Origin of the sequence: Microvirga lenta (assembly GCF_020532555.1) — a bacterium.
GTDB lineage: Bacteria > Pseudomonadota > Alphaproteobacteria > Rhizobiales > Beijerinckiaceae > Microvirga > Microvirga lenta.
In genome coordinates, this window is the sequence record NZ_JAJBBR010000008.1 from 210,464 (window position 1) to 235,660 (window position 25,197).

The 25,197-nt window shown below is 67.5% G+C and carries 26 protein-coding genes; 10 read left to right on the top strand and 16 right to left on the bottom strand.

The genetic code is table 11. From position 1 onward, the window contains the following. Positions 1-17: 17 nt before the first annotated feature. The 7 genes from LGR44_RS13710 to gcvA all read right to left on the bottom strand — a co-directional run bounded on the left by LGR44_RS13710 (position 18) and on the right by gcvA (position 4,556). Entirely contained in the window at positions 18-251 is a 234-nt protein-coding gene (locus tag LGR44_RS13710; protein WP_226741259.1) for a hypothetical protein, read from the bottom strand. A gap of 150 nt (positions 252-401) precedes the next feature. Next, positions 402-740 carry a hypothetical protein gene (locus LGR44_RS13715; RefSeq protein ID WP_226741260.1) on the bottom strand — a complete coding sequence of 113 codons (339 nt, stop codon included), beginning with the start codon at positions 738-740 and terminating at the stop codon, positions 402-404. A gap of 89 nt (positions 741-829) precedes the next feature. Beyond that, positions 830-1,039: a CsbD family protein gene (locus LGR44_RS13720; protein WP_226741261.1), complete on the bottom strand. Its 210-nt coding sequence runs from the start codon at positions 1,037-1,039 to the stop codon at positions 830-832. 179 nt (positions 1,040-1,218) lie between these two features. Further along, entirely contained in the window at positions 1,219-1,869 is a 651-nt protein-coding gene (locus tag LGR44_RS13725; protein WP_226741262.1) for a uracil-DNA glycosylase family protein, read from the bottom strand. Positions 1,870-1,917: 48 nt separating this feature from the next. Further along, positions 1,918-2,442 (bottom strand): thermonuclease family protein, encoded by a 525-nt coding sequence (locus tag LGR44_RS13730; protein WP_226741263.1) that lies wholly within the window; start codon positions 2,440-2,442, stop codon positions 1,918-1,920. Positions 2,443-2,444: 2 nt separating this feature from the next. Beyond that, entirely contained in the window at positions 2,445-3,470 is a 1,026-nt protein-coding gene (gene cobT / locus LGR44_RS13735) for a nicotinate-nucleotide--dimethylbenzimidazole phosphoribosyltransferase (RefSeq protein WP_226741264.1), read from the bottom strand. Between the two features lie 153 nt (positions 3,471-3,623). After that, complete coding sequence (gcvA, locus tag LGR44_RS13740) at positions 3,624-4,556, bottom strand: transcriptional regulator GcvA (RefSeq protein ID WP_226741265.1); 933 nt, start codon at positions 4,554-4,556, stop codon at positions 3,624-3,626. 112 nt (positions 4,557-4,668) lie between these two features. Here gcvA and LGR44_RS13745 point away from each other — a divergent pair, with 112 nt between their 5' ends. The 6 genes from LGR44_RS13745 (at position 4,669) to map (ending at position 8,820) form a co-directional block, all read left to right on the top strand. After that, positions 4,669-4,947 (top strand): DUF1127 domain-containing protein, encoded by a 279-nt coding sequence (locus LGR44_RS13745; protein ID WP_226741266.1) that lies wholly within the window; start codon positions 4,669-4,671, stop codon positions 4,945-4,947. Positions 4,948-5,359: 412 nt separating this feature from the next. After that, positions 5,360-6,196 carry an adenosylcobinamide-GDP ribazoletransferase gene (gene cobS, locus LGR44_RS13750; RefSeq protein WP_226741267.1) on the top strand — a complete coding sequence of 279 codons (837 nt, stop codon included), beginning with the start codon at positions 5,360-5,362 and terminating at the stop codon, positions 6,194-6,196. 18 nt (positions 6,197-6,214) lie between these two features. Then, on the top strand, positions 6,215-6,418 hold the full coding sequence (locus tag LGR44_RS13755) for a DUF1289 domain-containing protein (protein ID WP_226741268.1): 204 nt from the start codon (positions 6,215-6,217) through the stop codon (positions 6,416-6,418). Then, complete coding sequence (locus tag LGR44_RS13760) at positions 6,418-7,134, top strand: retropepsin-like aspartic protease family protein (protein WP_226741269.1); 717 nt, start codon at positions 6,418-6,420, stop codon at positions 7,132-7,134. Before LGR44_RS13755 ends, LGR44_RS13760 begins: the two co-directional genes overlap by 1 nt. Before the next feature lie 103 nt (positions 7,135-7,237). Continuing rightward, positions 7,238-7,876 (top strand): VOC family protein, encoded by a 639-nt coding sequence (locus LGR44_RS13765; protein ID WP_226741270.1) that lies wholly within the window; start codon positions 7,238-7,240, stop codon positions 7,874-7,876. A gap of 194 nt (positions 7,877-8,070) precedes the next feature. Beyond that, a complete protein-coding gene (gene map, locus LGR44_RS13770; RefSeq protein WP_226741271.1) occupies positions 8,071-8,820 on the top strand; it encodes a type I methionyl aminopeptidase in 750 nt (249 codons plus the stop codon). Positions 8,821-8,889: 69 nt separating this feature from the next. Here the strand turns inward: map and dusA are convergent, their stop codons facing one another. Beyond that, the gene (dusA, locus tag LGR44_RS13775; RefSeq protein WP_226741272.1) at positions 8,890-9,888 is read right to left on the bottom strand and encodes a tRNA dihydrouridine(20/20a) synthase DusA; all 999 of its coding nucleotides are present in this window, start codon (positions 9,886-9,888) and stop codon (positions 8,890-8,892) included. Positions 9,889-10,180: 292 nt separating this feature from the next. Here dusA and LGR44_RS13780 point away from each other — a divergent pair, with 292 nt between their 5' ends. Continuing rightward, on the top strand, positions 10,181-10,579 hold the full coding sequence (locus LGR44_RS13780) for a PilZ domain-containing protein (RefSeq protein ID WP_226741273.1): 399 nt from the start codon (positions 10,181-10,183) through the stop codon (positions 10,577-10,579). Positions 10,580-10,844: 265 nt separating this feature from the next. Continuing rightward, on the top strand, positions 10,845-11,645 hold the full coding sequence (locus tag LGR44_RS13785; RefSeq protein WP_226741274.1) for a hypothetical protein: 801 nt from the start codon (positions 10,845-10,847) through the stop codon (positions 11,643-11,645). On the opposite strand, the gene ybaK is transcribed toward LGR44_RS13785, so the two are convergent. The 7 genes from ybaK to LGR44_RS13820 form a co-directional block, all read right to left on the bottom strand. Next, entirely contained in the window at positions 11,642-12,112 is a 471-nt protein-coding gene (ybaK, locus tag LGR44_RS13790) for a Cys-tRNA(Pro) deacylase (RefSeq protein ID WP_226741275.1), read from the bottom strand. The two genes, LGR44_RS13785 and ybaK, sit on opposite strands and share 4 nt — an antisense overlap. Before the next feature lie 28 nt (positions 12,113-12,140). Next, positions 12,141-12,791 (bottom strand): urease accessory protein UreE, encoded by a 651-nt coding sequence (locus tag LGR44_RS13795; RefSeq protein WP_226741276.1) that lies wholly within the window; start codon positions 12,789-12,791, stop codon positions 12,141-12,143. An 80-nt stretch (positions 12,792-12,871) separates the two neighbouring features. Next, entirely contained in the window at positions 12,872-13,357 is a 486-nt protein-coding gene (locus tag LGR44_RS13800) for a nucleoside deaminase (RefSeq protein ID WP_226741277.1), read from the bottom strand. Then, on the bottom strand, positions 13,354-14,325 hold the full coding sequence (gene xdhC, locus LGR44_RS13805) for a xanthine dehydrogenase accessory protein XdhC (protein ID WP_226741278.1): 972 nt from the start codon (positions 14,323-14,325) through the stop codon (positions 13,354-13,356). The genes LGR44_RS13800 and xdhC overlap by 4 nt, the downstream gene beginning before the upstream one ends. After that, the gene (xdhB, locus tag LGR44_RS13810) at positions 14,322-16,682 is read right to left on the bottom strand and encodes a xanthine dehydrogenase molybdopterin binding subunit (RefSeq protein ID WP_404809924.1); all 2,361 of its coding nucleotides are present in this window, start codon (positions 16,680-16,682) and stop codon (positions 14,322-14,324) included. Before xdhB ends, xdhC begins: the two co-directional genes overlap by 4 nt. Positions 16,683-16,685: 3 nt before the next feature. Next, positions 16,686-18,173: a xanthine dehydrogenase small subunit gene (gene xdhA, locus LGR44_RS13815; RefSeq protein WP_404809925.1), complete on the bottom strand. Its 1,488-nt coding sequence runs from the start codon at positions 18,171-18,173 to the stop codon at positions 16,686-16,688. Positions 18,174-18,300: 127 nt separating this feature from the next. After that, complete coding sequence (locus LGR44_RS13820) at positions 18,301-18,741, bottom strand: VOC family protein (RefSeq protein ID WP_226741467.1); 441 nt, start codon at positions 18,739-18,741, stop codon at positions 18,301-18,303. 197 nt (positions 18,742-18,938) lie between these two features. On the opposite strand from LGR44_RS13820, the gene pepN reads away from it, so the two are divergent. Both pepN and LGR44_RS13830 read left to right on the top strand, forming a co-directional pair. Continuing rightward, entirely contained in the window at positions 18,939-21,587 is a 2,649-nt protein-coding gene (pepN, locus tag LGR44_RS13825; RefSeq protein WP_226741280.1) for an aminopeptidase N, read from the top strand. Positions 21,588-21,783: 196 nt separating this feature from the next. After that, entirely contained in the window at positions 21,784-24,111 is a 2,328-nt protein-coding gene (locus tag LGR44_RS13830) for a sensor histidine kinase (protein WP_226741281.1), read from the top strand. A gap of 21 nt (positions 24,112-24,132) precedes the next feature. Here the strand turns inward: LGR44_RS13830 and LGR44_RS13835 are convergent, their stop codons facing one another. Next, positions 24,133-25,068, bottom strand: a complete 936-nt coding sequence (locus LGR44_RS13835) for a DUF5996 family protein (RefSeq protein ID WP_226741282.1) — start codon at positions 25,066-25,068, stop codon at positions 24,133-24,135. Positions 25,069-25,197 lie beyond the last annotated feature (129 nt).

A 25,197-nucleotide genomic window follows, 5' to 3' on the forward strand; every position in this document is an offset into this window, starting at 1 on the left:
AGCACAGCCTGACGCGTTCAGAAGGCGCCGCGGCTCCTGATTCCGTCGAGCATCCCGACATCGGCCGTCAACTGGTGCTCGAAGACGGCCCGGCTGTAGGTCTCGCCGGTGCTCTTGATGCGGTAGCGCGGAGCCCCGCCGCCGGACGGCAGCAGTTCCGCGATCACGAACGAGCCGGTCCAGGCCGGACCGGTGAAGCGCCTGTCCGTGAAGCTCACATGCTGGCCGCAGGCATAGAGATGTTCGGTCATCCGATTTCCTTTCGAGGGATTCGAAGCGGGGACGTCACTGGAGGAAGATCACGCAGGACATCCCGAAGGCGAAAACAGCGGCCAGCCCGGCGAAGGACAGCCACGTCTTCTGGTTACGGCTCAAGGCGAGCGGACTGCGCGACATGGCTCTCATGTCCCGGCACGCACGAAACGTTCGTTCTTGTGCCACGCCCTGCGCCGCAGGTCGGACGGGATGAGGTTGAGATTGGCCGCGGCATCCGGGCCGATGCAGTCCACGGGGTCCGACGCTCCGGCGCGGAAGGCCTGCTGCGGCTGGGCGAACCGGGTGAGTTCGTGCTCCCCCGCCAGACGCTCGTCCGACCGTAGGACCGAATGGATGCGGTACTGCGGCTCGACGGAGTCGGCGGTCAGGCACCGGGTGATCGTGTAGGGCGCCTTCCACGTGAGATTCGGGAAGAGCCGCTGCGTGTAGAGAACACGCTCGCCGACGGCGTAACGATGGGTCATGGGACTGTCCTTCGAGGTGAGGTCCGCGCAGGCCGCAATACACGAACGATGTCCGAAGGTGTGCGGTCGGTCGTAAGGGATCCGCCGGCTCAGAAATGCCGGTCCTGCCCCCAGATATCCACGTCCTCGGCGGCGACCTCGTGCGGCAGGCAGTAGCGTTCCTGCACGCGCGCGATCAGCTGCGCCTTAGTCTTGATCTGATCGAGATCCGACGGGGTCAGGCGGCTCCACTTGGCTTGGGCATCCCGCAGGTTGCGGCCCATGAAGCCGATATGTTTCGTGCCCGCGAACCGTGCCACGTCGGTGATCCTTATAATGATTTCTTGAGGTCATGAAGCAAACGGATGAATTCTACTTTTGTTCCGAAAATAGAAATCCCGGATCTCAGTGCGGACGATAAAAAATACTTCGAGAATTTACAGGTAAATTCGAGCATAAAACCTTGGGCTGGCTGCCGACGAACCTGCTTCCCGCAGGATCAGGCGGCATCGCCTCTCTGGTCGAGCTGGAGCATGGTGCGGATCTCCGCCCGCAGCACCGGCAGGAGCTCGGCCTCGAACCAGGGATTTTTCCTGAGCCAGCCGTTGTTGCGCCAGGAGGGATGCGGCAGGGGCAGGATGCGCGGCCGGCGCGGGCCGGCCAGGATCTCCCGCCAACGCTTGACGGTCTCCGTCAGCCCGTCGCGGAAATCGTCGCCCAGGTGCCAGGCCTGGGCGTATTGCCCGATGAGCAGGATCAGTTCGAGATTGGGCAGGGCCTCGAAGACCGGTCGGCGCCACATCTCCGCGCATTCCCGGCGCGGCGGCAGGTCGCCGCCCTTGGCATCCTGGCCCGGGAAGCAGTGGCCCATGGGGACGGTGGCGATGCGCGAAGCGTCGTAGAAGGTCTTCTCGTCGAGGCCGAGCCAGGTGCGCAGCCTTACGCCCGAGCGGTCCGGGAACGGAATGCCGATGGCGTGTCCCCGGGTTCCGGGCGCCTGGCTGGCGATGCAGAGCCGCGCGGTGGCGCTGCCCTGGATGATCGGGCGCGGCTCGTGCGGCAGCGCCGAGCCGTAGCGCGGCGCATCGCGGCAGATGCGGCAGGCCCTGAGCCGGCGGGAAAGCTGGTCGAAATCGGGAGCGGAATCCATTCCCCTCATCTGGGGACGGATGCCCGCCTCAGGGAGCGCGGCGCAGCGTCACTGCGCGGGCGCGTTCTGCCGCCGCCAATCCTGCGGCCGTTCGAACCTTCCGGCCCACAGGCCCGCCGAGCGGCTGCGGGCGGCGGCTTCCTCCGCCTGGTACTCGCGCCCGTACGACACGGCCCAGCCCTCCTCGACCATCCGGGCGTTGAGGTCGCGCCCGTCCACCGTGCACGACACCAGCAGGCGCCTGTAGCGGTCGCGGCCGGACGAGCGGCATTGGACATCCCGGTTCAGGATCATGCGGATCAGCGCGTTGCGGGAGGTCTCGCCACAAAGATAGACCTCCCCGTCGAGCGTGCAGGTCTGGCGCATCTCGGGCGCGTCGATGCCCTCCAGGCGCAGGCTCCTGTCGCCGATGCGGATCGTGTCTCCGTCGACCGCGTGGGCGCGGCCCTCGATCGTGCGGTCGCTCGGCTCGAGCAGGAACCAGGCGCCCGCCGCGAGCCCGAGGGCCAGGACCAGGGAACTGAGGCCGGAGGAACGGGAGGAGCGGCGGGGCCGGAAACCACGTCGCGCCATGGTCAGGCCAGGCGCTCGGAAACCCCGGCCTGACTGAATGTCGCCATGTCCCGATGGACCGCCGCCGCGCTCTTGACGATTCCAGCCGCCAGCGCCGCGCCCGTGCCCTCCCCGAGGCGCATGCCGAGCGCCAGGAGCGGGATCTTGCCGAGCCGCGCCAGCACGTCCTGATGGGCGCCTTCCGCCGAAAGATGACCGGCAAGGCAGTGATCGATGGTGGACGGATGGATGGCGTGAAGGACGGCGGCGGCGGCCGTGGCCACGTAGCCGTCGAGGATGACCGGGATCTTCTGCAGGCGCGCGGCCAGGATCGCGCCGGCAATGGCCGCGATCTCACGGCCGCCGAGGCGGCTCAGCACCTCCAGCGGGTCCTTGAGGTGGTCCTTGTGCCGCGCGACGGCGGCCTCCACGGCGGCGACCTTGCGCCTGAAGCCTTCGTCGTCGATGCCGGTGCCCCGGCCGACCCAGTGCTCGGCCGGCCCGCCGTAGAGGGCCGTGTAGATGGCCGCCGCGATGGTGGTGTTGCCGATGCCCATCTCGCCTACGGCCAGAAGGTCGGTGCCGCCCGCAATCGCCTCCATGCCGAACGCCATGGTGGCGACGCAGGACTTCTCGTCCATGGCCTCGCGCTCGGTGATGTCGTTGGTGGGCATGTCGATGGCGAGGTCGAACACCTTGAAGCCGAGGCCCAGGCTGGCGCAGATCTGGTTGATCGCCGCGCCCCCGGCGGCGAAGTTCTCCAGCATCTGCCGGTTCACCTCGGGCGGGAAGGCCGAGACGCCCTGCGCCGTCACCCCGTGGCTGCCGGCGAAGACGCAGACGAGCGGCCGGTCGGCGGAAGGCCTCTCCTTGCCCTGCCAGGCGGCGAGCCATTCGGCGATCCATTCCAGCCGCCCGAGGCTGCCGGCCGGCTTCGTGAGCTGCCGCTCGCGCAGGCGCACGGCCTCGACGGCCGCCTCGTCCGGCCCCGGCATGGTCGTGATCAGGCGGCGGATGTCGTCGAAGGGCGAGGTGGCGGCGTCGGTCATGGAGGGCTCCAGCCCGTGCGGGCGCTGAAGAAGACAAAGAATTCGGCCCGACCTATAGACCATTTTGCCGGGATGGGGAGGCGCGTTCTGCGCCCGACGGATGCACTGACGCAAGACCCGCCGTGCGGCTGGCGAATGGCGCGGGCCCGTCCGTCACAGCACCCCGTCGAGTTCGGCCTGGGCCTTCGCCTCGTCGAGAAGCCAGGTACGGAAGGCCGCGATGGCGGGCCGCTCCGCGACCGCTTCCGGGCAGACCACGTAGTACTGGTAAGCCCCCTTCACCTGGTGCGGAAAGGGCCGCGCGAGGCGCCCGGCCTTGAGATAGTCGCCGATGAGCACGTTGGTCGCCAGCGCAACCCCCTGCCCCGCCGCCGCGGCCTGAAGGGCCAGAAAGGTGTGGGAGAAGTGGGGTCCGTGGGAGGCGTCCACGCCCTGCACCCCCACGGCGGCGAGCCAGCGCGGCCAGGTCATGAAATCGGGAACGCCCTCCGGGATCTCGTGCAGAAGCGTGTGGTGGCGCAGATCCGCCGGCTCGCGCAGGGGATGCTCGGCATCGTCCAGCAGCGCGGCGCTGCAGACGGGAAAGAACGTCTCCTCCATGAGCAGGTCCGTGCGCAGGCCGGGATAGCCCCCTTTGCCGAAGCGGATCGCCACGTCCACGTCCTCGCGGGCGAAATCGGTCCGGCTGGTGGAGACCGAGACGCGGATCTCCAGGTCCGGGTGGCGCGCCCTCAGGGAGCCGAGGCGCGGGATGAGCCAGCTCGACGCGAAGCTCGGCAGCGTGCTCACGGTCACGACCCGGGAGGCCTCCGAGCGCATCACCCGGGCGGTCGCCTCGTCCAGTTCGTCGAGCACCTGGGACAGGGTGGCGGCATAGCGCTCCCCGGCGGGGGTCAGGACGACGCCCTTGCTGGGCAGGCGCACGAAGAGGGGAATGCCGAGCCAGGCCTCCAGCCCCTTCACCTGCTGCCCGACCGCGCTTGCCGTGACGGCGATCTCGTCCCCGGCCCGCTCGAAGTTGAGATGCCGGGCGGCGGCCTCGAAGGCGCGCAGGGAATTCAGGGGCGGCAGGCGGCGACGGGACATGGATTTTTCAGCCTGAATGATGCCTCTGCCCAAGCTGTGCTTGGGCGAAACACAAGAACATCTCGTTTGCTTCCATCCTAGCCCAGGAGCACATTTACGCCTAGAGAAACACATGCAGATGAGGTCTGCCATGACCGTCGGAATTGCCGCAGTAAATCTTGGCTCGAAGGCCGCCCCGTCGCGCAGGAGCGGCACTCTGCTGCCGCTGCTCCTGAAGGTGGAGGCCTGGCTCGACCGCCGCGCCAGCCGCCGCGCCCTGTACCGCCTCGACGACCGGGCGCTGGCCGATATCGGCCTCTCCCGCGCCGACGTGGACGGCATCTACGATGACCCGTCCCTGTCGCCGCAGAGCCTGCTCCTGATCCCCGACATGAGCCAGGAGCGGGTGTGACGGGCGGAGCCCGCAGGATGCGCATCCTTTGCTCCTAAAGCATCAGCGATCCCGTAGCCGAACGTCGAGGCGCCTCCGGAGTGCACTGGAGCCTCCTTCGAGACGCCGCTGTCGCGGCTTCTCGGGATGAGCGCAGGAGAGGATGATACCGCTGTAGGATTTGGCTGTGATGGCGCGACCTCCTTCCCTCCCCCTTGTGGGGAGGGCCAGGGTGGGGGGTGTGGGCGCCACACCTTCATAGGCTATCGCCCACACCCCCACCTCCACCTCCTCCCCACAAGGGGGAGGAGAGCAGGTCGGCGTTTCCGACGGCCCGAGGTCCGTGGGGAGGATAGCGACGACCGGGTTCTCACCCTGGCCGGGTTCCGTAAGACCCGGCCATGCTTTATCGGTCGGCTCGAGGGAGTCGAGCATGGCCGAGCAACTGGAAGAGACCGGACCCGTCGCGATGGGATCGTGGCAGGGTGTCCTGGCGGATCTCGCCTCCTGCCTGCGTTTCTATTCCCGCCTGCCGGTACCGGCCCTGCCCTGGGAGCAAGACCCGCACGCCCTACCGGATTTTCCCAGAATAACGCGCCTGGTGCCCTTGGCGGGGCTCGTCCTCGGCATCCTGCCGGCGGCAGTTCTGGCGGGCGCCCTGCTGCTCGATCTCGGTCCCTGGCTCGCCGCCGCCCTCTCCGTCGCTGCCATGACGGTGACCACCGGCGCATTCCATGAGGACGGCTTCGCCGACACCGCCGACAGCTTCGGCGGCGCGACCCGCGAGCGGCGTCTCGCCATCATGCGCGACAGCCTCATCGGCTCCTTCGGGGCCTCGGGCCTCGTGCTCGTCTTCGCGCTTCGGATCGGGGCTCTGGCGGAGCTCGTCTCGCGGGTCGACACGGCCGGAGCCTGCACGGCAGTCCTGATCGCCGCCGCCCTGTCGCGCACCGCGGGACTGACGCCCCTCGTCCTCCTGCCACCCGCCCGCCTCGACGGCGCCTCCCATGCGGTCGGGCAACCAACCCGCGACACCTTCTGGCGCGCGGCGGCGCTCGCGGGCGTGATCGCCGTCGTTCTGGGCACCCTCTCAGGCCTGGACCCGTCCGGCATCGGCCTCATGCTGATCCTCTCGGCCGCGTCGGGCTGGGCGCTGACCCGCCTGGCGGCACGGCACATCCAGGGGCAGACGGGCGATATCGCGGGCGCGGCCCAGCAGGTCGCGGAGATCGCCGCGCTCATCGGCCTCTTGACCGTGGTCGAACGTTGACAACATGAACCCTTGAGCATGACCCGCGTTTCGAGCCCCTGCATCCGCGTCTGCCTCCTCGATCCCGAAACGGGCCTGTGCGAGGGCTGCGGGCGCACGCGCGAAGAGATCGGCCGCTGGTTCCGGCTGCCGGAGGAGGAGCGCCTGCGCATCATGGCCGAACTGCCGGAGCGCATGCGGCGGGCCTTCGCCACGACGGCTGAGACGGACGAGGAGTCCTGATGCCGGGCATCGGCTTCGTCAGCAGCCTTCTCCTCGGCGCCGCCGTCATGATCGCCCTCGTCCGCGTCGAGCCCATCGGGGATCTCTCCCCCATGGAGGCCGCCCTCCTGGTCGGCTTCGGCGGCATCGCCCTGGTCATGGCCGGCACGATCATCGACGGCTTCCGCCGCCACTGGACCTACGGCGTGCAGTCCATCGCCGTCAGCGGCGGCATTCTCGTCGCGCTGCTGGTGATCCATGCCTCGCGGGGCGAATGGCAGGCGGTGCTCGACCGCGCCATCGGCGACATCTCCTACGGCCGGACCGTCGTGACGACCGAGGGCGAGGTGGTGGCCGCGCGCCGCTCGGACGGCAGCTTCATCGTCGCCGGCAAGGTCAACGGGCGCGACACCCGCTTCATCTTCGACACCGGGGCCAGCACCGTGGTGCTGCGCGCGGAAAGCGCCGAGGCCCTCGGCATCGATCCCGAGGCGCTGGACTATTCCATTCCCGTCTCGACCGCGAACGGCACGGCGCTCGCCGCCCCCGTCACCATCGGGAGCATATCGGTGGGCCCGATCACCGAGCGCAACGTGCGCGCCCTGATCGCGCGCGAAGGCGTGCTGCACGCCAACCTGCTCGGCATGACGTTCCTGGAGCGGCTCGCATCCTTCGAAGTCCGGGGCAACCGGCTGATCCTGCGCGCGAAGGGCGATGTGAGCGCAGGCGACGACTGACCGGAAGCGCTCGGCCCGCCGCGCCTTTCGGGCCGCGAGCAGGCGACAGACAACCTCGCAACTCTGTTATAATGGTCCAGTCGCCCGCCCTCCTTGGTTTTCCATGCTCAAACTTGACCATCTGACCATCATCGCTCCAACGCTCGCAGAGGGAGTGGCGCACGTACGAAGGTGCCTTGATCTCGATGTCCCCTTCGGGCAGCACCATGGTTACATGGGCACCTACAATCACCTGCTGCAGTTGGGGGACGGCGTCTATTTGGAAATCATCGCCCTCGACCCGGACGCGACAAGGCCGGGTCGCGCGCGCTGGTTTGGATTGGACGATGGTAAAGCCGTCAGAGCCGATTGGGATGCCGGCCGCCGCCTTCGGAGCTGGGTGGCGCGGACGGACGCAATCGATACCGTCCTGGCCGGTCGGGAAGGGATATTCGGAAAGAAGGTGTCCCTTCCGTGGTCCAATCCGTCGTTCGACTTTGCGATTCCGGACGACGGCTCGCTTCCTCTTGGGGGCGCGGCTCCTTCGATCATCGACAGACGCGGCAAACCTCGGTCGATGGACACGATCGCCGATCTGGGAGCCAGACTCAGATCATTCTCGCTCGAACATCCTGACGCTGCAGCCATCTCTGAACTCTATCGAGAGATCGGCGTCGACCGCTTGCCTCATATTATCCGCTGCGATGCCCTGCGCTACCGCGCGCAGATAGAAACGCCCGCCGGCACCAGGGAACTTTCCTAAGCCGTGCATCAAGGTCCGGAACGGGTCGTAATCTCCCTTTCGATCCAGCACACGCCTGAAGAGAGCGCCCCTTGACGTCGCCAGTCGGTCCGCAGCTCGCATTCCGCAGGGCACATTCCACGAATTCCGACGCGCTCTCCCGTTTGTAAGTCGGGTTCACAAGCGCTATGTCGTGGCTTTCGGAAGAGCCTGGCATGACAATCTCGAATGACGACGACCTCACCCACCTGAAGGAGATCGGGCGTATCGTCGCCAATACTCTCGAGGCGATGGGGAAGGCCCTCGAGCCGGGCATGACCACCTCCGAACTCGACCTGATCGGGCGAAAGCTCCTGGAAGCGGCCGGGGCGCGTCCGGCTCCGGAATTGGCCTACGCATTTCCTGGGGCGACCTGCATCAGCGTGAACGAGGAGATCGCCCATGGCATCCCGGGCGCCCGACGGATCGAGCGTGGCGACCTGGTCAACATCGACGTCTCTGCCGAGAAGAACGGCTTCTTTGCCGATACGGGAGCCTCCTTCGCCGTCCCACCGGTAACCCGCTCGATCGAACGCCTTTGCCGGGACGGTCGGCGGGCCATGTGGACGGGCCTGCGGCAGGTGGGAGTCGGCAAGCCGATTGCCGGCATCGGTCAAGCCATCGGGGCCTTTGCGCGGAAGAACGGCTACAGTCTCGTCAGGAACCTTGCCAGTCACGGCGTCGGCCTGTCGCTCCATGAGGAGCCGAAAGAGATCGCCACATGGCCGGACGCCTCCGAGCGCCGCATCATGAGCGACGGCATGGTGTTCACCGTCGAGCCATTCCTGTCCCTCGGCGCCGAGTGGGCCGAGGATGGCGACGATCCGTGGACGCTCTACAGCAGCCCCGAGGCCCCTACCGTCCAGTACGAGCACACCGTCGTGGCAACCCGAAACGGGCCCCTAATCGTGACGATGGCCGGTTGAACCCTTCTGCTCGGCAGCCCGCAGACGAAGCGGAACCCGGATCGCCCGTTCCGCAATGCCGACGGGTCTTCAACCCGCCGCCGACAGCGCCGCCTCTTCCGGCGCCGCCTCGCCGCGGGACACATGGGCCACCGCGTCGCGCAGGGTCTGGAGATCCGCGGTCGGCTTCACGCCTTCCGTCGCCAGATGGCGGCGATAGGCGCGGGCGCCGGGGCGGCCGGTGAAGAGGCCGAGCATGTGGCGGGTCATGGCGTGGAGGCGCACGCCCTCGGCGAGACGGGCGGCGACGTAGGGCTCGTAGGCCTCGACCGCCTCGAAGGCATCGGCCACCGGCGGTTCCTCGCCGTAGAGCTCGCGGTCCACGGCCAGCAGGATCTCCGGCTCCTGATAGGCCACGCGGCCCAGCATCACGCCGTCCACATGGCGCAGGTGCTCGCGCACCTCCGCCATGGTGCGGATGCCGCCGTTGATGGCGACCGGCAGGTCCGGCCGCGCCTGCTTCAGGCGGTAGACTCGCGGGTAGTCGAGGGGCGGAATGTCCCGGTTCTCCTTGGGCGACAGGCCCTGGAGCCAGGCCTTGCGGGCATGGACCGTCAGGGCGTCGACGCCCGCCGCCACCACGCATTCGGCGAGGCGGTTCAGGGCTTCTTCCGTGTCCTGGTCGTCCACGCCGATGCGGCACTTCACCGTGACGGGCAGCGAGACGGCGGCCTTCATGGCGGCGACGCAATCGCCCACCAGCTCCGGCTCCTGCATGAGGCAGGCGCCGAAGCGGCCGTTCTGCACCCGGTCGGAGGGGCAGCCCACGTTCAAATTGATCTCGTCGTAGCCGAAATCGGCGCAGATCCGGGCTGCCTCGGTCAGGTCCTTGGGGTCGGAGCCGCCGAGCTGCACCGCCACCGGGTGCTCGGCCTCGTCGAAGCCGAGCAGGCGCTCGCGCGGGCCGTGTATGACCGCGCCCGTGGTGACCATTTCCGTATAGAGCCGCGCCCGGCGCGACATGACCCGATGGAGCGACCTGCAAAAACGGTCAGTCCATTCCATCATGGGTGCAACGCTCAGCCTCATGTCCTCGACAGGCAGCACTTCTCTCGATCCCTTCCTGCCGAACCACCTCCGGCATCTTCACCACGTGGCTCCCGATACCGTCCCGACGCACCCCGGATCAAGGTCCGTCGCGCCCTTTCGGATCGGCAGCCGCGCCAGACATGGCGACGGTGGCAAAGGGCAACAAGCGCGGCCGCGTCGAAATGCGCCGCAGGCTGGAGCCTGCGGGATCACTTGCGGCTTGGAGGCGAGAGCGGAATAAGTTATGTTGTAACAATTGTGGTGCGCGGCGCGCGTTCATGGGAGGACTGCAGTGCAAGACCGTCGTTCGGACAGCCGGAAGCCTACGATCCTGGAGGGACGCATTCGGGTCGGTGAGCGGATGCCGGACATCGAATGCACCGTCCGCGACCTTTCGGAGGCCGGGGCGCAGATCTGGGCTCCCCCCTCCGTCGACCTCCCCCGGGAATTCGACATCGACATCCCGAAGCGGGGGCAGTCCCATCGGGCCCAGATCATCTGGTCCAAGGACAGAAGCCACGGCATCGCCTTCGTCCAGAAGCAGCCGGAGACCGGCCGCGGGGCCGGGGCGGCCCAGGCTTCCGCCAGCTCGCACGTTCAGGACATTCTCGACGATGCCCGGCAACAGCTTGCCCAGGCGATGGGCATTCCCCCGGACTCGATCCGGTTGAGGATCGAGATCGACGGCTGACGGGCCGCGCCCCTCGCGAAAGCAAAAAATTTTCCCCCGCCCCGCCGGCATCGCTTTGGGCAAACAGTCCTGCGATTGCGCCGGCCCTGGCGGCTTTTGTGGCCCGGAGCGCGAAACTCAAGGAAAATAAGCGGTTGCGCCGCATCGGGCACCGGGACGGCGGCGGCTCTCCTGCTGCCGCGCTACCGCAATCTCGCCCGAATGGGCCGCTGACCTGAGCCATCGGACCAGCCGAATCGCGGCTCCATCACACAAGGGAACGCCCATGTCGATCAACTGGCTCATCCTGACCCCAGGTCCCGAAAGCCTCCTGCTCCCGACCTACGGCTATTATGGCGGCCCCGGCTATTCCGGCGGCGCGCTCATCGGCGCGGGCGAGGTCCCGGACCCCACCCTCCAGCCCCAGGACCCGCTGGATGCCCTCTTCCGGCAGCACGACGCCGCCTACACGCCCACGGCGACGCCGGGCGAACTCGCCCAGGCCGACATCCTCCTGATCGAGAACATCCTGGCCCTTCCCGAGGAGGCGGTGACCGGCGAAGGCGACCTCTATGCGGGCGCCGCCGTCCTGGCGATGATCTATCAGATCGTGGAGAGGCACGATCAGCCGCAGGTTCTGGCCCAGATCGACCTGAGGGACACGATCCGCGGCGCGGTGGACCTCATCGAACAGGGCAGCGTCGAGCCCGACCCGCAGGAGATCGCAGGCTTCGTGACCTGGCTCACGACCACGGGCAATGCGCTCGCCCAGTCCGACAGCCCGCTCGCCGATGCGCTCTCCGAGGAGTTCCTCGATCTCGCGGCATCCCTCGCCGCCGCGCCTCCGGCCGAGTTCCAGAACGTGCTGACCGACGAAGCGCTCGATTTCCTGGAAGACCTGGGCTCGCATCTCGAAGATGCGGTCGAGACCATGGCAACGACGGCGAAGCTGGACGACCTGCGGGACCTCCTGGACGGCGATGCCTTCGACTGGGCCGCCGTCCTCGTCCCGGACAGCCCTCCCCCGTCGCTCGCCGCCCTGGCCGACAGGCTCGACCTGCCCTGGAAGGGGGATTTCCTGATCTAGATCAGGACCGCGGCCTTGGCTTCCAGCGCCGAGGCCGCATCGCGCGGGCTGAGCTGCACCTGCAGCCCGCGCTGGCCGCCATTGATGAAGACGCTGACGTGCGAGAGGGCGGATTGCTCGATCACGGTCGGCACCCGCCTTTTCTGCCCGAAGGGGCTGATGCCGCCCACATGATAGCCGGTGATGCGCTCCGCATCCGGCGGCTTCATCATCTGGGCCGACTTGCCGCCGAGAGCCGCCGCCAGCTTCTTCAGGTTCACCTCCCGGTCCGACGGGACCACGGCGCAGGCGGGCTTGCCGTCCACCGTCACCATGAGGGTCTTGAGAACGCTGTTGGGATCGGCGCCCAGGGCCTCGGCGGCCTGGAGGCCGATGCGCTCCGCATTGGGATCGTAGTCGTAGGCATGGACCGTGAAGGAGACGCCCGCCTGCTGCAGGGCGAGCGTGGCCCGGGTGGTCTTGGACATGGCCGTTCAGGCTCCGGAAGATGCCCGGTCAGTGCTCGTGCTTGTGCCCGTGGTGGTGATGCCCGCAACCGCAGCCGGGACCGTGCTCATGGTGGTCATGGTCGTGGGCGTGACCGTGCTTGTGATCGTGGTGCGCATGGTCGTGGCTGTGGGCATGGCCGTGGTCGTGATGTCCATGGTCGTGCCCATGGGAATGGGAATGGCCATGATGATGGTGGTGATGCCCGTGGCCGTGATGGTCGTGGTCGCAATGGTGGGCGCTGCGCTCCGGCCGGAAGGGGCGCTCGACGGGGGTCGCCGTGCAGCCCTGCCCGCGCACCAGCTCGGCGACGGCCGGGTCGTTTTCCACGTAGAGCGCATCCGCCGTCACCTCGACGAGGCCGTGCTGGCTGCCGAGATGCCAGGCGAGGCGCGTGAGACGCAGCGGGTTCTCGGCCTTCACCTCCAGCAGGCGCTCGGGAGCGGCCTTGACCTGGACGAGGCGTCCGTCCTCGAGGCGCAGGGCGTCGCCGTCGTTGACGGTGGTCTCCATGTCGAGGTCGAGCAGGATCTCGGTGCCGCCCTCCCCCTTGAGCGTCCCCTGGCGGCGGTTGCGGGCCGCATGGTCGAGCGTGATCGTGTCGACGACGCGGTCGGCCTTCACGGCGGGCTTGCGGACGATGGTGGTGACGCGGGGCATGGCTTTGTCTCGGAAGGGTGGAGGTGCGGGCTCTTTAGATAGGACGTGCCGCCGGCAAAACCCATGCCGGCGGGCGCTGCTTAATAGCTCACCTTGTCCGGCTTGTCCGCCCAGGCGTCGAAGACGGCCCTGGCCTCCAGGCTCGGCAGGTGGTCCATGGGGATCAGGCGCTCTTCCGGCGCTTTCGGGATCTCGTCGTAGATCAGGCTGTCGTCGAAGCCGATCTCGGCCGCGTCCTGGCGGGTATTGGCGTAGACGATGCGGGACACCCGCGCCCAATAGGCCGAGGCCAGGCACATGGGGCACGGCTCGCAGCTCGTATAGAGGGTCGCGCCATGGAGGGCGAAATCCCCCACCGCCTCGCAGGCGCGGCGGATCGCCGTGACCTCCGCATGGGCCGTGGGATCGTTGGTGGACGTGACCTGGTTCCAGCCCTCGGCCAGCACCTTGCCGTCGCGCACGATCACGGCGCCGAAGGGGCCGCCGGCGCCTTCGGCCATGTGCTCGCGCGAAAGGGCGACAGCGCGGGCGAGATGGCGCTGATCTTCTGTTCTGTCGTCTGTCATGGGGCGCTTTTATCGTTTGCGGCGGTGGGACGCGAGAAGTTTAAGCCGGAAAGGCCCCGCTCACGCACCTGGAGCAGTTGGGCGGCCACCGAGGCCGCGATGACGGCGGGCTCCTTGCCTCCGATGCCGGGAAGGCCGATGGGGCAGACCAGCGAACCGATGCGGCTTTCGCTCAGGCCCAGCTCCCGGAAGCGCTTTTCGAACCGCGCCCGCTTCGTGGCGCTGCCTATCAGGCCCACGTAAGGAAAGCCCCGGCTCAGGGCCGCGGCCGTGATCGCCATGTCGAGGGGGTGGTCGTGGGTCATGACCAGCACGAGGGCCTCGGGCGGCGCCTGGGCGATCTCGGCGGCCGGATCCTGCATGCGGACCGCAACGGCATTCCCGGGCACATGGCGGGGGAAGGCGTCCTCCCGGTCGTCGAGCCAGCGTACGGAGAACGGCAGGGGCGCCAGGGCCAGCACGAGGGCGCGCCCCACATGCCCGGCCCCGAAGACGAGAACCGGCGTCCGCTCCTCTCCATGGGTTTCATGCCACTGGGTCTCCGCGTCGTCGCCGACGGCGGATGACATGTCCCGCACCACGCGGCCGTCGACGAGGCGGCACTCCACCTCGAACGTGCCACCCTCCTCGGCCTCCGCCAGGCGTTCGATGTCCTCCAGATCGTGCCCGTCGAAGGTCTCGATCAGGATCTTCACCCGCCCGCCGCAGCACTGGCCGAGATCGGGGCCGAGCGCCTGATCGAGCAGGCGGGCCTGCCGGTCGCCCCTCGCCAGCATGTCCCTGGCGATGTCGAGCATGAGGAACTCGAGCTGGCCGCCGCCGATGGTGCCGTGGAAGGCGCCATCCGGGCGCACGACCATGCGGGCGCCCGCCTCGCGCGGAGCCGAGCCCTTCACCTCGTGGACGCTGACGAGGGCAGCGGAACCGTGCCGGCCCACGAACTCGGCAAGCTGCCGCCAGACCTTCACCCCATCGGCCTCCCGCGCAGGGCCTCGCAGGCTCTCAGGAGGGCCTCGGGGGTGGCAGGCGCGTGCAGCGGCACGGGCTTCGACGGATCGAGGGAATGCACCGCATCGGCCAGCGCGCAGAACACGCTGTTCGCCAGCATGATCGGCGGCTCGCCCACCGCCTTCGAGCGGTAGACCGTCTCCTCCCGGTTGGCGTTGGGATAGAGCGCAACGTTGAAATCCGCCGGCACGTCGGACGCCACCGGGATCTTGTAGGTGGACGGCGCATGCGTGAGCAGGCGCCCCTCGCTGTTGAAGACCAGCTCCTCCGTGGTGAGCCAGCCCATGCCCTGAACGAACCCGCCCTCGATCTGGCCGATGTCGATGGCCGGGTTCAGGGACTTGCCGACATCGTGGAGGATATCCGCGCGCAGGAGGCGGTTCTCGCCGGTCAGCGTGTCGACGATCACCTCTGAGCAGGCGGCCCCGTAGGCGAAGTAGAAGAACGGGCGACCCGTGGCGCTCGCCCGGTCCCAGGTGATCTTCGGCGTCGCGTAATGGCCCGCTTCCGAGAGCGCCACGCGGGACTGGATGCATTTGCGCGCGAGCTCGGTGAAGGAGATGCTTTCGTTGCCGATGAAGACCCTGTCGTCGCGGAATTGGATCTGCTCCTCGGGCACGTCGTAGCTCTGCGCCGCATGGGCGATCATGCGGCGCTTGATGGCGCCGGCCGCGATGCGGGCCGCCATGCCGTTGAGATCGGAGCCGGAGGAGGCCGCCGTGGGCGAGGTGTTGGGTACCTTCGCCGTGGTCGTCGCGGTGATGCGCACCCGCTCCATGGCGATGCCGAACTCCTCGGCCACCACCTGCGCCACCTTGATGTAGAGCCCCTGCCCCATCTCGGTGCCGCCGTGGTTCAGGTGTACGGAGCCGTCCTGATAGACATGGACCAGCGCACCCGCCTGGTTGAGATGGGTGAGCGTGAAGCTGATGCCGAACTTCACCGGCGTGAGCGCCAGCCCCCGCTTCATGATGGGCGAGGATGCGTTGAACTCCGCGATCTCCGCGCGCCGCGCCCGGTAATCGGAGGTTCGCTCCAGCGTCTGCACGAGGCCGTGCAGCGTCTCGATCTCCTCCACCTCCATGCCGAAGGGCGTGAGGTTGCCGTCGGGCCGGTAGAAATTGGCATAGCGAACGTCGAGCGGGTCGCACCCGGTCGCCCAGGCGATCTGGTCCATCACGTGCTCGATGGCGAGCATTCCCTGCGGTCCGCCGAAGCCGCGGAAGGCGGTGTTCGACACGGTGTTGGTCTTGAGCCGTTTCGACCCCACATGGACGGCCGGCATCCAATAGGCGTTGTCGGCGTGGAACATGGCACGGTCGACCACGCCGCCGGAGAGATCGGCCGAGTAGCCGCAGCGGGCGAGAAGCTCCACGGAGTAGCCCTGGATGCGCCCCTCCCCGTCGATACCCACCGACCAGTCGCAGCGGAAATCGTGGCGCTTGCCGGTGAGGATGAAGTCGTCGTCCCGGTCGAGCCGCAGCTTGCACGGACGGCCCGTGACGCGGGAGGCGAGCGCCGCCGTCACGGCCCATTGCGTCGCCTGGCTCTCCTTGCCGCCGAAACCGCCGCCCATGCGGCGCGTCTCGCACACCACATAGGCATCGGGAATGTCGAGCACCCGGGCGACCACGTGCTGCACCTCGCTCGGATGCTGCGTCGAGGAATAGACGTGGATGTCGCCGTCCTCGCCCGGCACCGCGAGGGCCACCTGGCCTTCGAGATAGAAATGCTCCTGTCCCCCGACCCGGAACTGACCCTCGATCCGGTGCGGCGCCGCCGCAATGGCCGCCTTCGCGTCGCCGCGGCCGAAGGCATAGTCCGGCAGCACGGTCTCGCCGCGCGCCAGCGCATCCTCGACGGTGATGCTGGGCGTCTCGGCTTCGATCTCCATCACGGCCAGCTTCACCGCCCGGCGCGCCACGTCGCGGGTGGTGGCGACGACCGCGAAGACCGCCTGGCCGAGAAAGCCGATCTCGTTCTCGACGAAGAGCGGATCGTCGCCGAAGGCGGGCGAGACGTCGTTCTTGCCGGGAATATCGGCGGCTGTCAGCACCGCCACGACGCCGGGCACGGCGCGCACGGCGGAGACATCGAGGGAGAGCAGCCGTCCCCGCGCCTTCGGCGACTGGCCGATGGCCACGTGAAGCGTGCCCTCCGGTTCGCGAATGTCGTCGATGTAGTGCGCGGAGCCCTGCACGTGCTTGGCGCCGGAATCGTGCGGCAGCGGCTGCCGGACATGGCGCAGGGCCTCGCCCTGCTCTCCGGCCCATGCGGAAGCACTGGCGGCCCCGTCCAACTTCATACGCTCGTTCATGGTCTACTCCGCCGCCTCGAGCGCATCGCGCCGGCCGACGATGCGCGTGGCATGGGTCTGGCCGGAGGCGGTCTCGCTCAGGGCCTTGAACAGGAGGTTGCGGGCGACCGTCGCACGGTAGGCGGACGAGGCCCGGAGATCGTCGAGGGGCTGGTAGTCGCGCCCGATGGCCGCGAGCGCCTCGCCCCAGGACGACGCTTCGTCGAGGGAGATGCCGGCAAGCGCCCGCTCCGTTTCAGAGGCCCGTTTCGGAATGCCCGCCATGCCCCCGAAGGCGATGCGGGCCGAGGCGACGCGGCGCCCGTCCAGCGTCAGCCTGAAGGCCCCCATGACGGCCGAGATGTCCTCGTCGAAGCGCTTCGAGACCTTGTAGGCGCGGAAGACCTCGTGGGCCTTCGGCTTCGGCAGGACGACGCGGCGCACGTACTCGCCGGGCAGGCGATCCTGCCGGCGATAGGCGATGAAGGAGTTTTCGAGGGGAATGGTGCGGATGCTCTCGCCCCGGCGCAGTTCGAGCTCGGCGCCCAGCGCGATCAGCGCCGGGGCGAGGTCGCCGATGGGCGAACCGTTCGCGATGTTGCCGCCCACGGTTCCCGAGGCGCGCACCTGCGCGGAACCGAAGCGGCGCATCAGCTCGCCGAGATCCGCATCGATGCGGGCGAGCGAGGCGTAAGCCTGCGCGTGCGTCGCCGTCGCCCCGATGGCGAGCGCGTCCGTACCGTCGTCGATGATGTCGAGGCCCGCCACGCGGCCGAGCCAGACGATCTTTTCGAGCTCGGCCATTCCCTTCGTGATCCACAGGCCCACATCGGTGCAGCCCGCGACCAGCGTGGCGTCGGGATGCTGCGCATAGAGCGCGGCGAGGGAATCCTCCGTGGCCGGAGCGGCGAAGAAACCGTCCGTGCCGCCGACGAACACGTCCTGCCCGTCCGCAAGACTCGTGAGGCCTTCCAAGGTCCGTTCGCTCGATTGCGTAAAGGAATCGTCGGGATCGCCGCCGCAGGCATCGAGCGCCGCATCGACGATGGGACGGTAGCCGGTGCAGCGGCAGAGATTGCCCGCCAGCGCATCGTTGACCGCCTCGCGCGTCAGGGGACGCTCGCCCTCGTGATAGAGCGTGAACAGGCTCATCACGATGCCGGGGGTGCAGAAGCCGCATTGGGAACCGTGATGGGAGACCATGGCGGCCTGAACCGGATGGAAGTCGCCGTCGGCGACGAGATCCTCGACCGTCACCACCTCCGCGCCGTCCACCTGGCCGAGAAGCAGGATGCAGGCATTGACGGGCTCGTACTGCACCCGCCCGCCGCGCACGCGCCCGAGCGCGACCGTGCAGGCGCCGCAATCGCCTTCGGCGCAGCCTTCCTTTGTGCCGAGCTTGCGTTCCTGAAGCCTCAGGTAGTCCAGAAGCGTGGTGCGCGGGTGAAAGCCCGCGGCTTCGACAACTCGTCCATGCCGCCAAAAGCGGATCGCTTCCCGTGTCACAATCATCCTCCGCCGGTTGCACCCGGCTCCTTATGGTGAGCCGGGTAGAATGACGGAGCAAGGGCTTTTCGCCAACACCATCCTTAGGCGTGGCCTCGGACGAAGGCCAGGGAAGCGCCGAAACGCTTGGCCCTTACCAGCTTCCGGTGTTCGGCATGGAGGCCCAGGGCTCCTGCGGCTCTTTGGGCTCGCCGCGCTGGAGCAGCTCGATGGAGATGTTGTCCGGGGTCTTGATGAAGGCCATGTAGCCGTCGCGCGGCGGACGGTTGATGGTGATGCCCGCATCCATCAGCTTCCGGCAGGTCTCGTAGATATCGTCGACCCGATAGGCGAGATGGCCGAAATTCCGCCCTCCCGCATATTCATGCTCGTCCCAGTTATAGGTGAGTTCGAGCAGGGGAGCCCTCGTGTCCTTGGCCTTCTCCACGTCTCCGGGGGCGGCGAGGAAGACGAGGGTGAAACGGCCCTTCTCGTTCTCGATCCGGCGGGTCTCGACGAGGCCGAACTTGTTGCAGAAGAAGTCGAGGGATTTGTCCAGGTCCGAAACGCGAACCATCGTGTGCAGGTATTCCATCATGGTCTCCCCTTTTGCCGAGGCTACGTGATGGCGCATTTGACGCAGAGATCAAGAGCCACCCGTCACAAGCACCAGGAAAGCTTGAGGATGTTTAATGTTTGTTAACCTTTCACCGTTCGCACCGCCGCAGCCTTGCACTGAATCGCTCAGGCCATAGATCAAAACAAAGTTACGCCAGCACGAAAGCTTTTCCGATGCGCACCGACATTGCCCAGATCGTCCGCCTTGAGGATTACCGGCCCAGCGATTTCCTGATCGACCGCGTGGAACTCGATGTCCGGCTTCATCCCACGGCGACGCGGGTTACGGCCACGCTGGCCCTGCGGCCGAATCCGGAAGGGCGCGCGGATGCGCCCCTCGTGCTCGACGGCGACGAGGTGAACCTGAAGGCCCTGGCCCTCGACGGACGGTCCCTGCCGGGCGGCGAGTTCGGGGCCTCGCCGCAATCCCTGACCATCGCGCAGCCGCCGCGGCGGCCCTTCACGCTCACGATCGAGACCGAGATCGACCCGACCTCGAACACCAAGCTCATGGGCCTCTACCGGTCGAGCGGCAACTACTGCACGCAGTGCGAGGCGGAAGGGTTCCGCCGCATCACCTATTTCCTCGACCGGCCGGACGTGATGGCGGTCTACACCACCCGCATCGAGGCCGAGCGGGAGGAGGCGCCGGTGCTCCTCGGCAACGGCAACCTGGTCGAGGCCGGCGCCATCGAGGGCAAGGGCCGGCACTATGCCGTGTGGCACGATCCGCACCCGAAGCCGTCCTATCTCTTCGCCCTGGTCGGCGGACGCCTCGGCCGCGTGGCCAAGAGCTTCACCACCATGAGCGGCCGCGAGGTGGAGCTCGCCATCTATGTGGAGCCCGGCAAGGAGGATCGCGCCGACTACGCCCTCGATGCGCTGGAGCGTTCCATGCGCTGGGACGAACAGGCCTTCGGCCGGGAATACGATCTCGACGTGTTCAACATCGTCGCCGTGTCGGACTTCAACATGGGCGCGATGGAGAACAAGGGCCTCAACATCTTCAACGACAAATACGTGCTGGCGAGCCCCGAGACCGCGACGGACGCGGACTACGCCAATATCGAGGCGATCATCGCGCACGAGTATTTCCACAACTGGTCGGGCAATCGCGTCACCTGCCGCGACTGGTTCCAGCTCTGCCTCAAGGAGGGCCTGACGGTCTTCCGCGACCAGGAATTCTCTTCCGACGAGCGCTCGCGTCCCGTGCACCGCATCGCCGAGGTCAAGACCCTGCGCGCGCGCCAGTTCCTGGAGGATGCGAGCCCCCTCGCCCATCCGGTGCGCCCGGCGCAGTACCGGGAGATCAACAACTTCTACACGGCCACCGTCTACGAGAAGGGCGCCGAGATCGTGCGGATGCTCAAGACGCTGATCGGCCCCGAGGATTTCCGGCGCGGGATGGACCTCTATTACGAACGCTGCGACGGCACCGCCGCGACGGTGGAGGATTTCCTCGACGCCTTCGCCGAGGTGACCGGTCGCGACCTGTCCCATTTCGCCCGCTGGTATGCCCAGGCCGGCACGCCACGGGTGACGGTGAAGGGAACCTACGACGAGGCGGCGCGGACCTACCGCCTCGACTTCACGCAGGAAACGCCCGCGACGCCGGGGCAGCCGACGAAGGAGCCCATGGCGATCCCGGTGGTGGTCGGCCTCGTGGCGCGTGATGGAGGCGCGCTCGACGCCTCCGGCGACCGCGTGAATGCCCAGGGCGTGTTCCTGCTCGACAAGGCCAGCGACAGCGTGACCTTCACGGGCGTGGCCTCCCGGCCCGTCCCCTCGATCTTCCGGGGCTTCTCCGCTCCGGTGAAGGTCACGCTCGACCTGACGAACGAGGAACTTCTCGTTCTCCTGCGCCACGACAGCGATGCCTTCAACCGCTGGCAGGCGGCGCAGACCGTCGCCATGCGTCTTCTGGTCGAGCTCTCGAAGGGAGCGTCCGTTCCCGATGCGGCAATCGCAGATTTCACCTCGGCGTTGCGCGCCTTCATGGAGGCGGATGCCCTGCAGGATCCTGCTTTCGCGGCCCTTGCGATCACGCTTCCCAGCGAGGCCGATATCGCGCAGGAGATCGGCGCGGATGTGGACCCCGACGCGATCCATCGCGCGCGCAGGCATATGCGCCGGCATATCGGGCAGGCCTGCCTCGAAACGTTGCAGGATTTCCGCCGTTCGCTTGCGGAGACGGGCGCCTACAGCCCCGATGCAGCGAGCGCGGGACGGCGCGCCCTGCGCAATGCGTCGCTGGATCTCCTGGCGGCCGCGGACGCGGAGCTCGGCGAGGCGCTTGCGGGCGAGCAGTTCGCATCCGCCGGCAACATGACGGACCGTCTCGCATCGCTGAGCGTTCTGACGACGCTGCCGGGCGATGCACGGGAGAAGGCGCTGGCGCAGTTCGAGGAGCGCTATCGCCATGAGCCGCTCGTGCTCGACAAGTGGTTCACCCTGCAGGCCGCCATTCCCGAGGATGGCACTCTGGAGCGCGTGAAGCGCCTGATGCAGCACCCCGCGTTCTCGATCAACAATCCCAACCGCGTGCGCTCGCTGGTGGGAAGTTTCGCGATGCTGAATCAGATGCAGTTCAATCGCGCGGACGGATCGGGCTACGAGTTCCTGGCCGATATCGTGCTGCGCGTGGACGCGTTGAATCCTCAACTTGCGGCACGGCTTCTGACCTCGTTCAGCAGCTGGCGAATGATGGAAAAAACGCGTCGCGGCAAGGCCGAACAAGCCCTGCGCCGCATCGCTGGAAAGCCCAATCTTTCCCGCGATGTAGGCGACATCGCGGCGCGTTCGCTGGAGGAACAGAATGCCTGACAACCTCCTGAAAGGACTTGGTTTTTCTGTCCAGTACCACGAACGGCTGATGCGCAATCGGCAGCGTAAATTTCTGTTAACCTAGATGATCACATAGCTAGACAAATCACTCGCCCATGATTCTATTGATGGTGATTCGGAGAGATGCGGCACGTCCTCCGATCAAGGACGTAAATGGTTCCGGAGGGAGAATCGCATGGCGGGGGCGGTGACCGCATGCGTACCCGCTCGTGCGGGTACAATTCTCGGGGTAACGCGATCCGACGCGAACCCGACATATCGGCGACTTGAGCAATACGAACCCTGGCTCAGGCTTGCAGTTCCCGCTCTTCTCGCCCTCTTTCTCATCACGCTCGCAGGCAGCGCGTGGATCCAGGTTCGCGAGAACCGGGAGGACACGCTCGTCGATGCGATCGCGGATATCGACATCGTCGCATCCCTTTCTGCCGCGAAGCTCGGCGACCGGGCCGCACCGGCCGATCATGCCGCGGCCGTCGCGCAGCTCGCGGGTCTCGCGGAGAGCATGCCGGACAGCGCCCTCGCGCACAGCCGCACGCTGCTTCTGGTCGATCAGTCCGGCAAGGTTCTGGCCGTCTACCCGGCGATGGAGAACGCGCCCGACACCCTCGCCGAGGTGCTCGGCGATGCGCAGCCCCTCGCCCTGTTCGCGGACCGCGCGGGCGTGATGACCATCAGGCTCGTCAGCGGCCAGGAAGGCATCGCGACCGTACGCTCCCTGCCGGCATCGTCCGGACGGATCGCCGTGATCCAGCCCCTGCCGGATGTGCTCTCCGGCTGGTGGACGCGCACCATCGGTCACGTGTCGCTGCTGGCCGCCACCATCGTCGTGCTGATCGGCATCGGCATCGCCTATGTGATGCAGGCGAACCGCGCCCGCGCTGCCGACGAGGTGTGCGAGAAGGTGCGCGACCGCATCGACTCCGCGCTGAACCGAGGCCGCTGCGGCCTGTGGGACTGGGATATCGGCCGTGGCCGCATCTATTGGTCGGACTCGATGTACGAGCTTCTCGGCTACGAGCGGCAGGACGAGTTCCTCTCCTTCGGCGAAGTGAACGCCATGATCCATCCCGAGGATCAGGACCTGTACACGCTGGCCGAGCAGCTCGCTTCGGCCAGCACCTCGCTGGTGGATTACGAGTTCCGCATCCGCAGCCTCAGCGGCGACTGGGTGTGGCTGCGCGCCCGCGCCGAGCTGATGAACGATCCCGACGATGCGGCGAGCCATCTCGTGGGCATCGCGGTCGACGTCACGGAACAGCGCAAGCTGGAAGAGAAGACCGCCAAGGCCGACGCCCGCCTGCACGACGCGATCGAGGCGATCTCCGAGGCCTTCGTTCTCTGGGACGCCAACAACCGCCTCGTTCTCTGCAACTCGAAATTCCAGAAGCTGCACGAGTTGCCGGCCGAGGCGCCGCTTCAGGGCATGAGCTACGCCGAGGTGATGGCTCTCGGCCGTCCGCCGGAAGTGCAGCACCAGTTCGTCCGCGCGCAGAACCAGGACGTGGGCGCGCGCACCTTCGAGGCCCGCCTTCAGGACGGCCGCTGGCTGCAGATCAACGAACGGCGCACGAAGGACGGCGGCTACGTCTCCGTCGGCACGGACATCACCGCCCTCAAGCGCCACGAGCACCGTCTGGTGGAATCCGAGAAGGAACTCATCGCCACGGTTCTCGACCTCAAGCAGTCGCGCCAGAAGCTCGAGGCGCAGACGCACCAGCTCGCCGATCTCGCCGAACGCTATCTCGACCAGAAGGCCCAGGCCGAGAGCGCCAACCGCGCGAAGTCCGAATTCCTGGCCAACATGAGCCATGAGCTGCGCACGCCGCTCAACGCCATCATCGGCTTCGCGGAAGTGATGCAGAGCGGCATCTTCGGTTCGCTGGGCTCGGACAAGTACGAGGAATACTGCTCCGACATCCGCTCCAGCGGCGAGTACCTCCTCTCGGTCATCAACGACATCCTCGACATGTCGCGCATCGAGGCGGGCCGCACGAGCCTCAAGAAACAGCCCATCGAGGTTCATGCCTCGATCCAGCGGGCGATCAAGTTGGTGAGCGAGCAGATCCGCGGCAAAAGCCTCTCCGTCTCCGTCGACGTGAACCCCGAGGACATCGTGGTCCCGGCCGACGAGCGTGCCCTGCACCAGATCCTGGTCAACCTGCTCCAGAACGCCACCAAGTTCACGAGCGAGGGCGGCTGCATCACGGTGCGCACCCGTCAGGCCGGCAAGGCGGTCAACATCTACGTCGAGGACAACGGCATCGGCATTCCGGCCCATGCCCTGCAGAAGCTCGGGCGTCCCTTCGAGCAGGTCGAAACCGAGTTCTCGAAGAGCTACAAGGGCTCTGGCCTCGGCCTCGCCATCGCCCGCTCGCTCACGGAACTGCACGGCGGCTCCCTGCGCATCAAGAGCCAGGAAGGCATCGGCACCATCGTGCTGGTCCACCTGCCGCTTTCGGAGGCCACCAGCGCCGACATCGCGCTGGCCGACGCGGCGGCGTGAGGACGGGCTGAGTTCCCCACTCTATCCGACGACACGCGGCTGCGCCGGAACGCCGAAAGGACATTCCAGCGCCGCCCGGTCCCAGCGGCCTGTCTCGGCTGCGGCCTCGTAGGTGGCCGACAGGAAATCGAGCAGCAGCGTATCCGGCGCATCCGCCGTGCGGACGGCCTCGTAGGGCAGGATGAACTCGCCGAGGGTCGTATCGAAATAGGCTGGCGGCGGCACGGCGTGCTCGCGAAAGCCCTGGGGCTCCGGATAGGCGTAGGAGTAGAAGGCGGCCTGCGGGAAGGCCTCGCTGCCCGGCCAGAAGCCGGCGCTGCTCACCTCATGCGAATAGGCCTCGCGGGTGACCGCGTCCGGCAGTCCCGGCACACCGCCGGGATGAAGGGGAGCCGGCCTGCCGGAGAAGCGCGTCACCGCGAGATCGAAGCTGCCCCAGAAGAAGTGGACCGGGCTCGACTTGCCGAGAAAGCCGCTGCGGAAGAGCTTGAAGACGCGGTCGGCCTGCACCAGCGCGCGCCAGAACCGGTGCGCCGCCTCGGCATCGTATTCGGAGTGCGTCCGGTCCTCCGGGAAGCGGATCGGATCGGAAACCTCGTTCGGCATCTCGTTGATCGCGACCGGGATGCCGGTCCGGAGCAGGATGCCTATGAGGTCACCGTAGAAATCCGCGACCGTCCTGGGCCTCAGGTCGAGCGCCGCCTCGTCCCCGCGGCTCGTGCGGACGACGACGCGATGCGCGATGAAATCGAAGTCGATCTCCAGGATTTCGGAACCGAACGGAACGGGCGAGGTTCCGAGCCCGCGCGCGGTGACGTAGAGCGGAACGTGCCAGCCGTGGTTGAGCCAGGGCGACAGCGCGAGACGGACCTTGCCGACCACTTGGGTCCAGAGATGGAGGGTCGTGGCGGTCCCCCGCCAATCGGCATAGGGAATATCGGGCCAGACAATGTGCATGACGAGCCTCCGCACCGGGCGCCTGCCATCGGCAAGGCCGACCTCCGGCTCGCGCCGGGCGGATCGAGCTTAGATGTCTTCGGCCCGGCCGCAAGGCCGTCAGGTGTGCGGTCCCCTCAGAGAATGAGA

Bases quoted from the DNA above. Each gene is read 5' to 3' on its own strand.
- LGR44_RS13710 (WP_226741259.1), bottom strand. From the start codon at position 251: ATGACCGAACATCTCTATGCCTGCGGCCAGCATGTGAGCTTCACGGAC.
- LGR44_RS13715 (WP_226741260.1), bottom strand. From the start codon at position 740: ATGACCCATCGTTACGCCGTCGGCGAGCGTGTTCTCTACACGCAGCGG.
- LGR44_RS13725 (WP_226741262.1), bottom strand. From the start codon at position 1,869: ATGGATTCCGCTCCCGATTTCGACCAGCTTTCCCGCCGGCTCAGGGCC.
- LGR44_RS13730 (WP_226741263.1), bottom strand. From the start codon at position 2,442: ATGGCGCGACGTGGTTTCCGGCCCCGCCGCTCCTCCCGTTCCTCCGGC.
- cobT (WP_226741264.1), bottom strand. From the start codon at position 3,470: ATGACCGACGCCGCCACCTCGCCCTTCGACGACATCCGCCGCCTGATC.
- gcvA (WP_226741265.1), bottom strand. From the start codon at position 4,556: ATGTCCCGTCGCCGCCTGCCGCCCCTGAATTCCCTGCGCGCCTTCGAG.
- LGR44_RS13745 (WP_226741266.1), top strand. From the start codon at position 4,669: ATGCAGATGAGGTCTGCCATGACCGTCGGAATTGCCGCAGTAAATCTT.
- cobS (WP_226741267.1), top strand. From the start codon at position 5,360: ATGGCCGAGCAACTGGAAGAGACCGGACCCGTCGCGATGGGATCGTGG.
- LGR44_RS13755 (WP_226741268.1), top strand. From the start codon at position 6,215: ATGACCCGCGTTTCGAGCCCCTGCATCCGCGTCTGCCTCCTCGATCCC.
- LGR44_RS13760 (WP_226741269.1), top strand. From the start codon at position 6,418: ATGCCGGGCATCGGCTTCGTCAGCAGCCTTCTCCTCGGCGCCGCCGTC.
- LGR44_RS13765 (WP_226741270.1), top strand. From the start codon at position 7,238: ATGCTCAAACTTGACCATCTGACCATCATCGCTCCAACGCTCGCAGAG.
- map (WP_226741271.1), top strand. From the start codon at position 8,071: ATGACAATCTCGAATGACGACGACCTCACCCACCTGAAGGAGATCGGG.
- dusA (WP_226741272.1), bottom strand. From the start codon at position 9,888: ATGAGGCTGAGCGTTGCACCCATGATGGAATGGACTGACCGTTTTTGC.
- LGR44_RS13785 (WP_226741274.1), top strand. From the start codon at position 10,845: ATGTCGATCAACTGGCTCATCCTGACCCCAGGTCCCGAAAGCCTCCTG.
- ybaK (WP_226741275.1), bottom strand. From the start codon at position 12,112: ATGTCCAAGACCACCCGGGCCACGCTCGCCCTGCAGCAGGCGGGCGTC.
- LGR44_RS13795 (WP_226741276.1), bottom strand. From the start codon at position 12,791: ATGCCCCGCGTCACCACCATCGTCCGCAAGCCCGCCGTGAAGGCCGAC.
- LGR44_RS13800 (WP_226741277.1), bottom strand. From the start codon at position 13,357: ATGACAGACGACAGAACAGAAGATCAGCGCCATCTCGCCCGCGCTGTC.
- xdhB (WP_404809924.1), bottom strand. From the start codon at position 16,682: ATGAACGAGCGTATGAAGTTGGACGGGGCCGCCAGTGCTTCCGCATGG.
- xdhA (WP_404809925.1), bottom strand. From the start codon at position 18,173: ATGATTGTGACACGGGAAGCGATCCGCTTTTGGCGGCATGGACGAGTT.
- LGR44_RS13820 (WP_226741467.1), bottom strand. From the start codon at position 18,741: ATGGAATACCTGCACACGATGGTTCGCGTTTCGGACCTGGACAAATCC.
- pepN (WP_226741280.1), top strand. From the start codon at position 18,939: ATGCGCACCGACATTGCCCAGATCGTCCGCCTTGAGGATTACCGGCCC.
- LGR44_RS13830 (WP_226741281.1), top strand. From the start codon at position 21,784: ATGGCGGGGGCGGTGACCGCATGCGTACCCGCTCGTGCGGGTACAATT.
- LGR44_RS13835 (WP_226741282.1), bottom strand. From the start codon at position 25,068: ATGCACATTGTCTGGCCCGATATTCCCTATGCCGATTGGCGGGGGACC.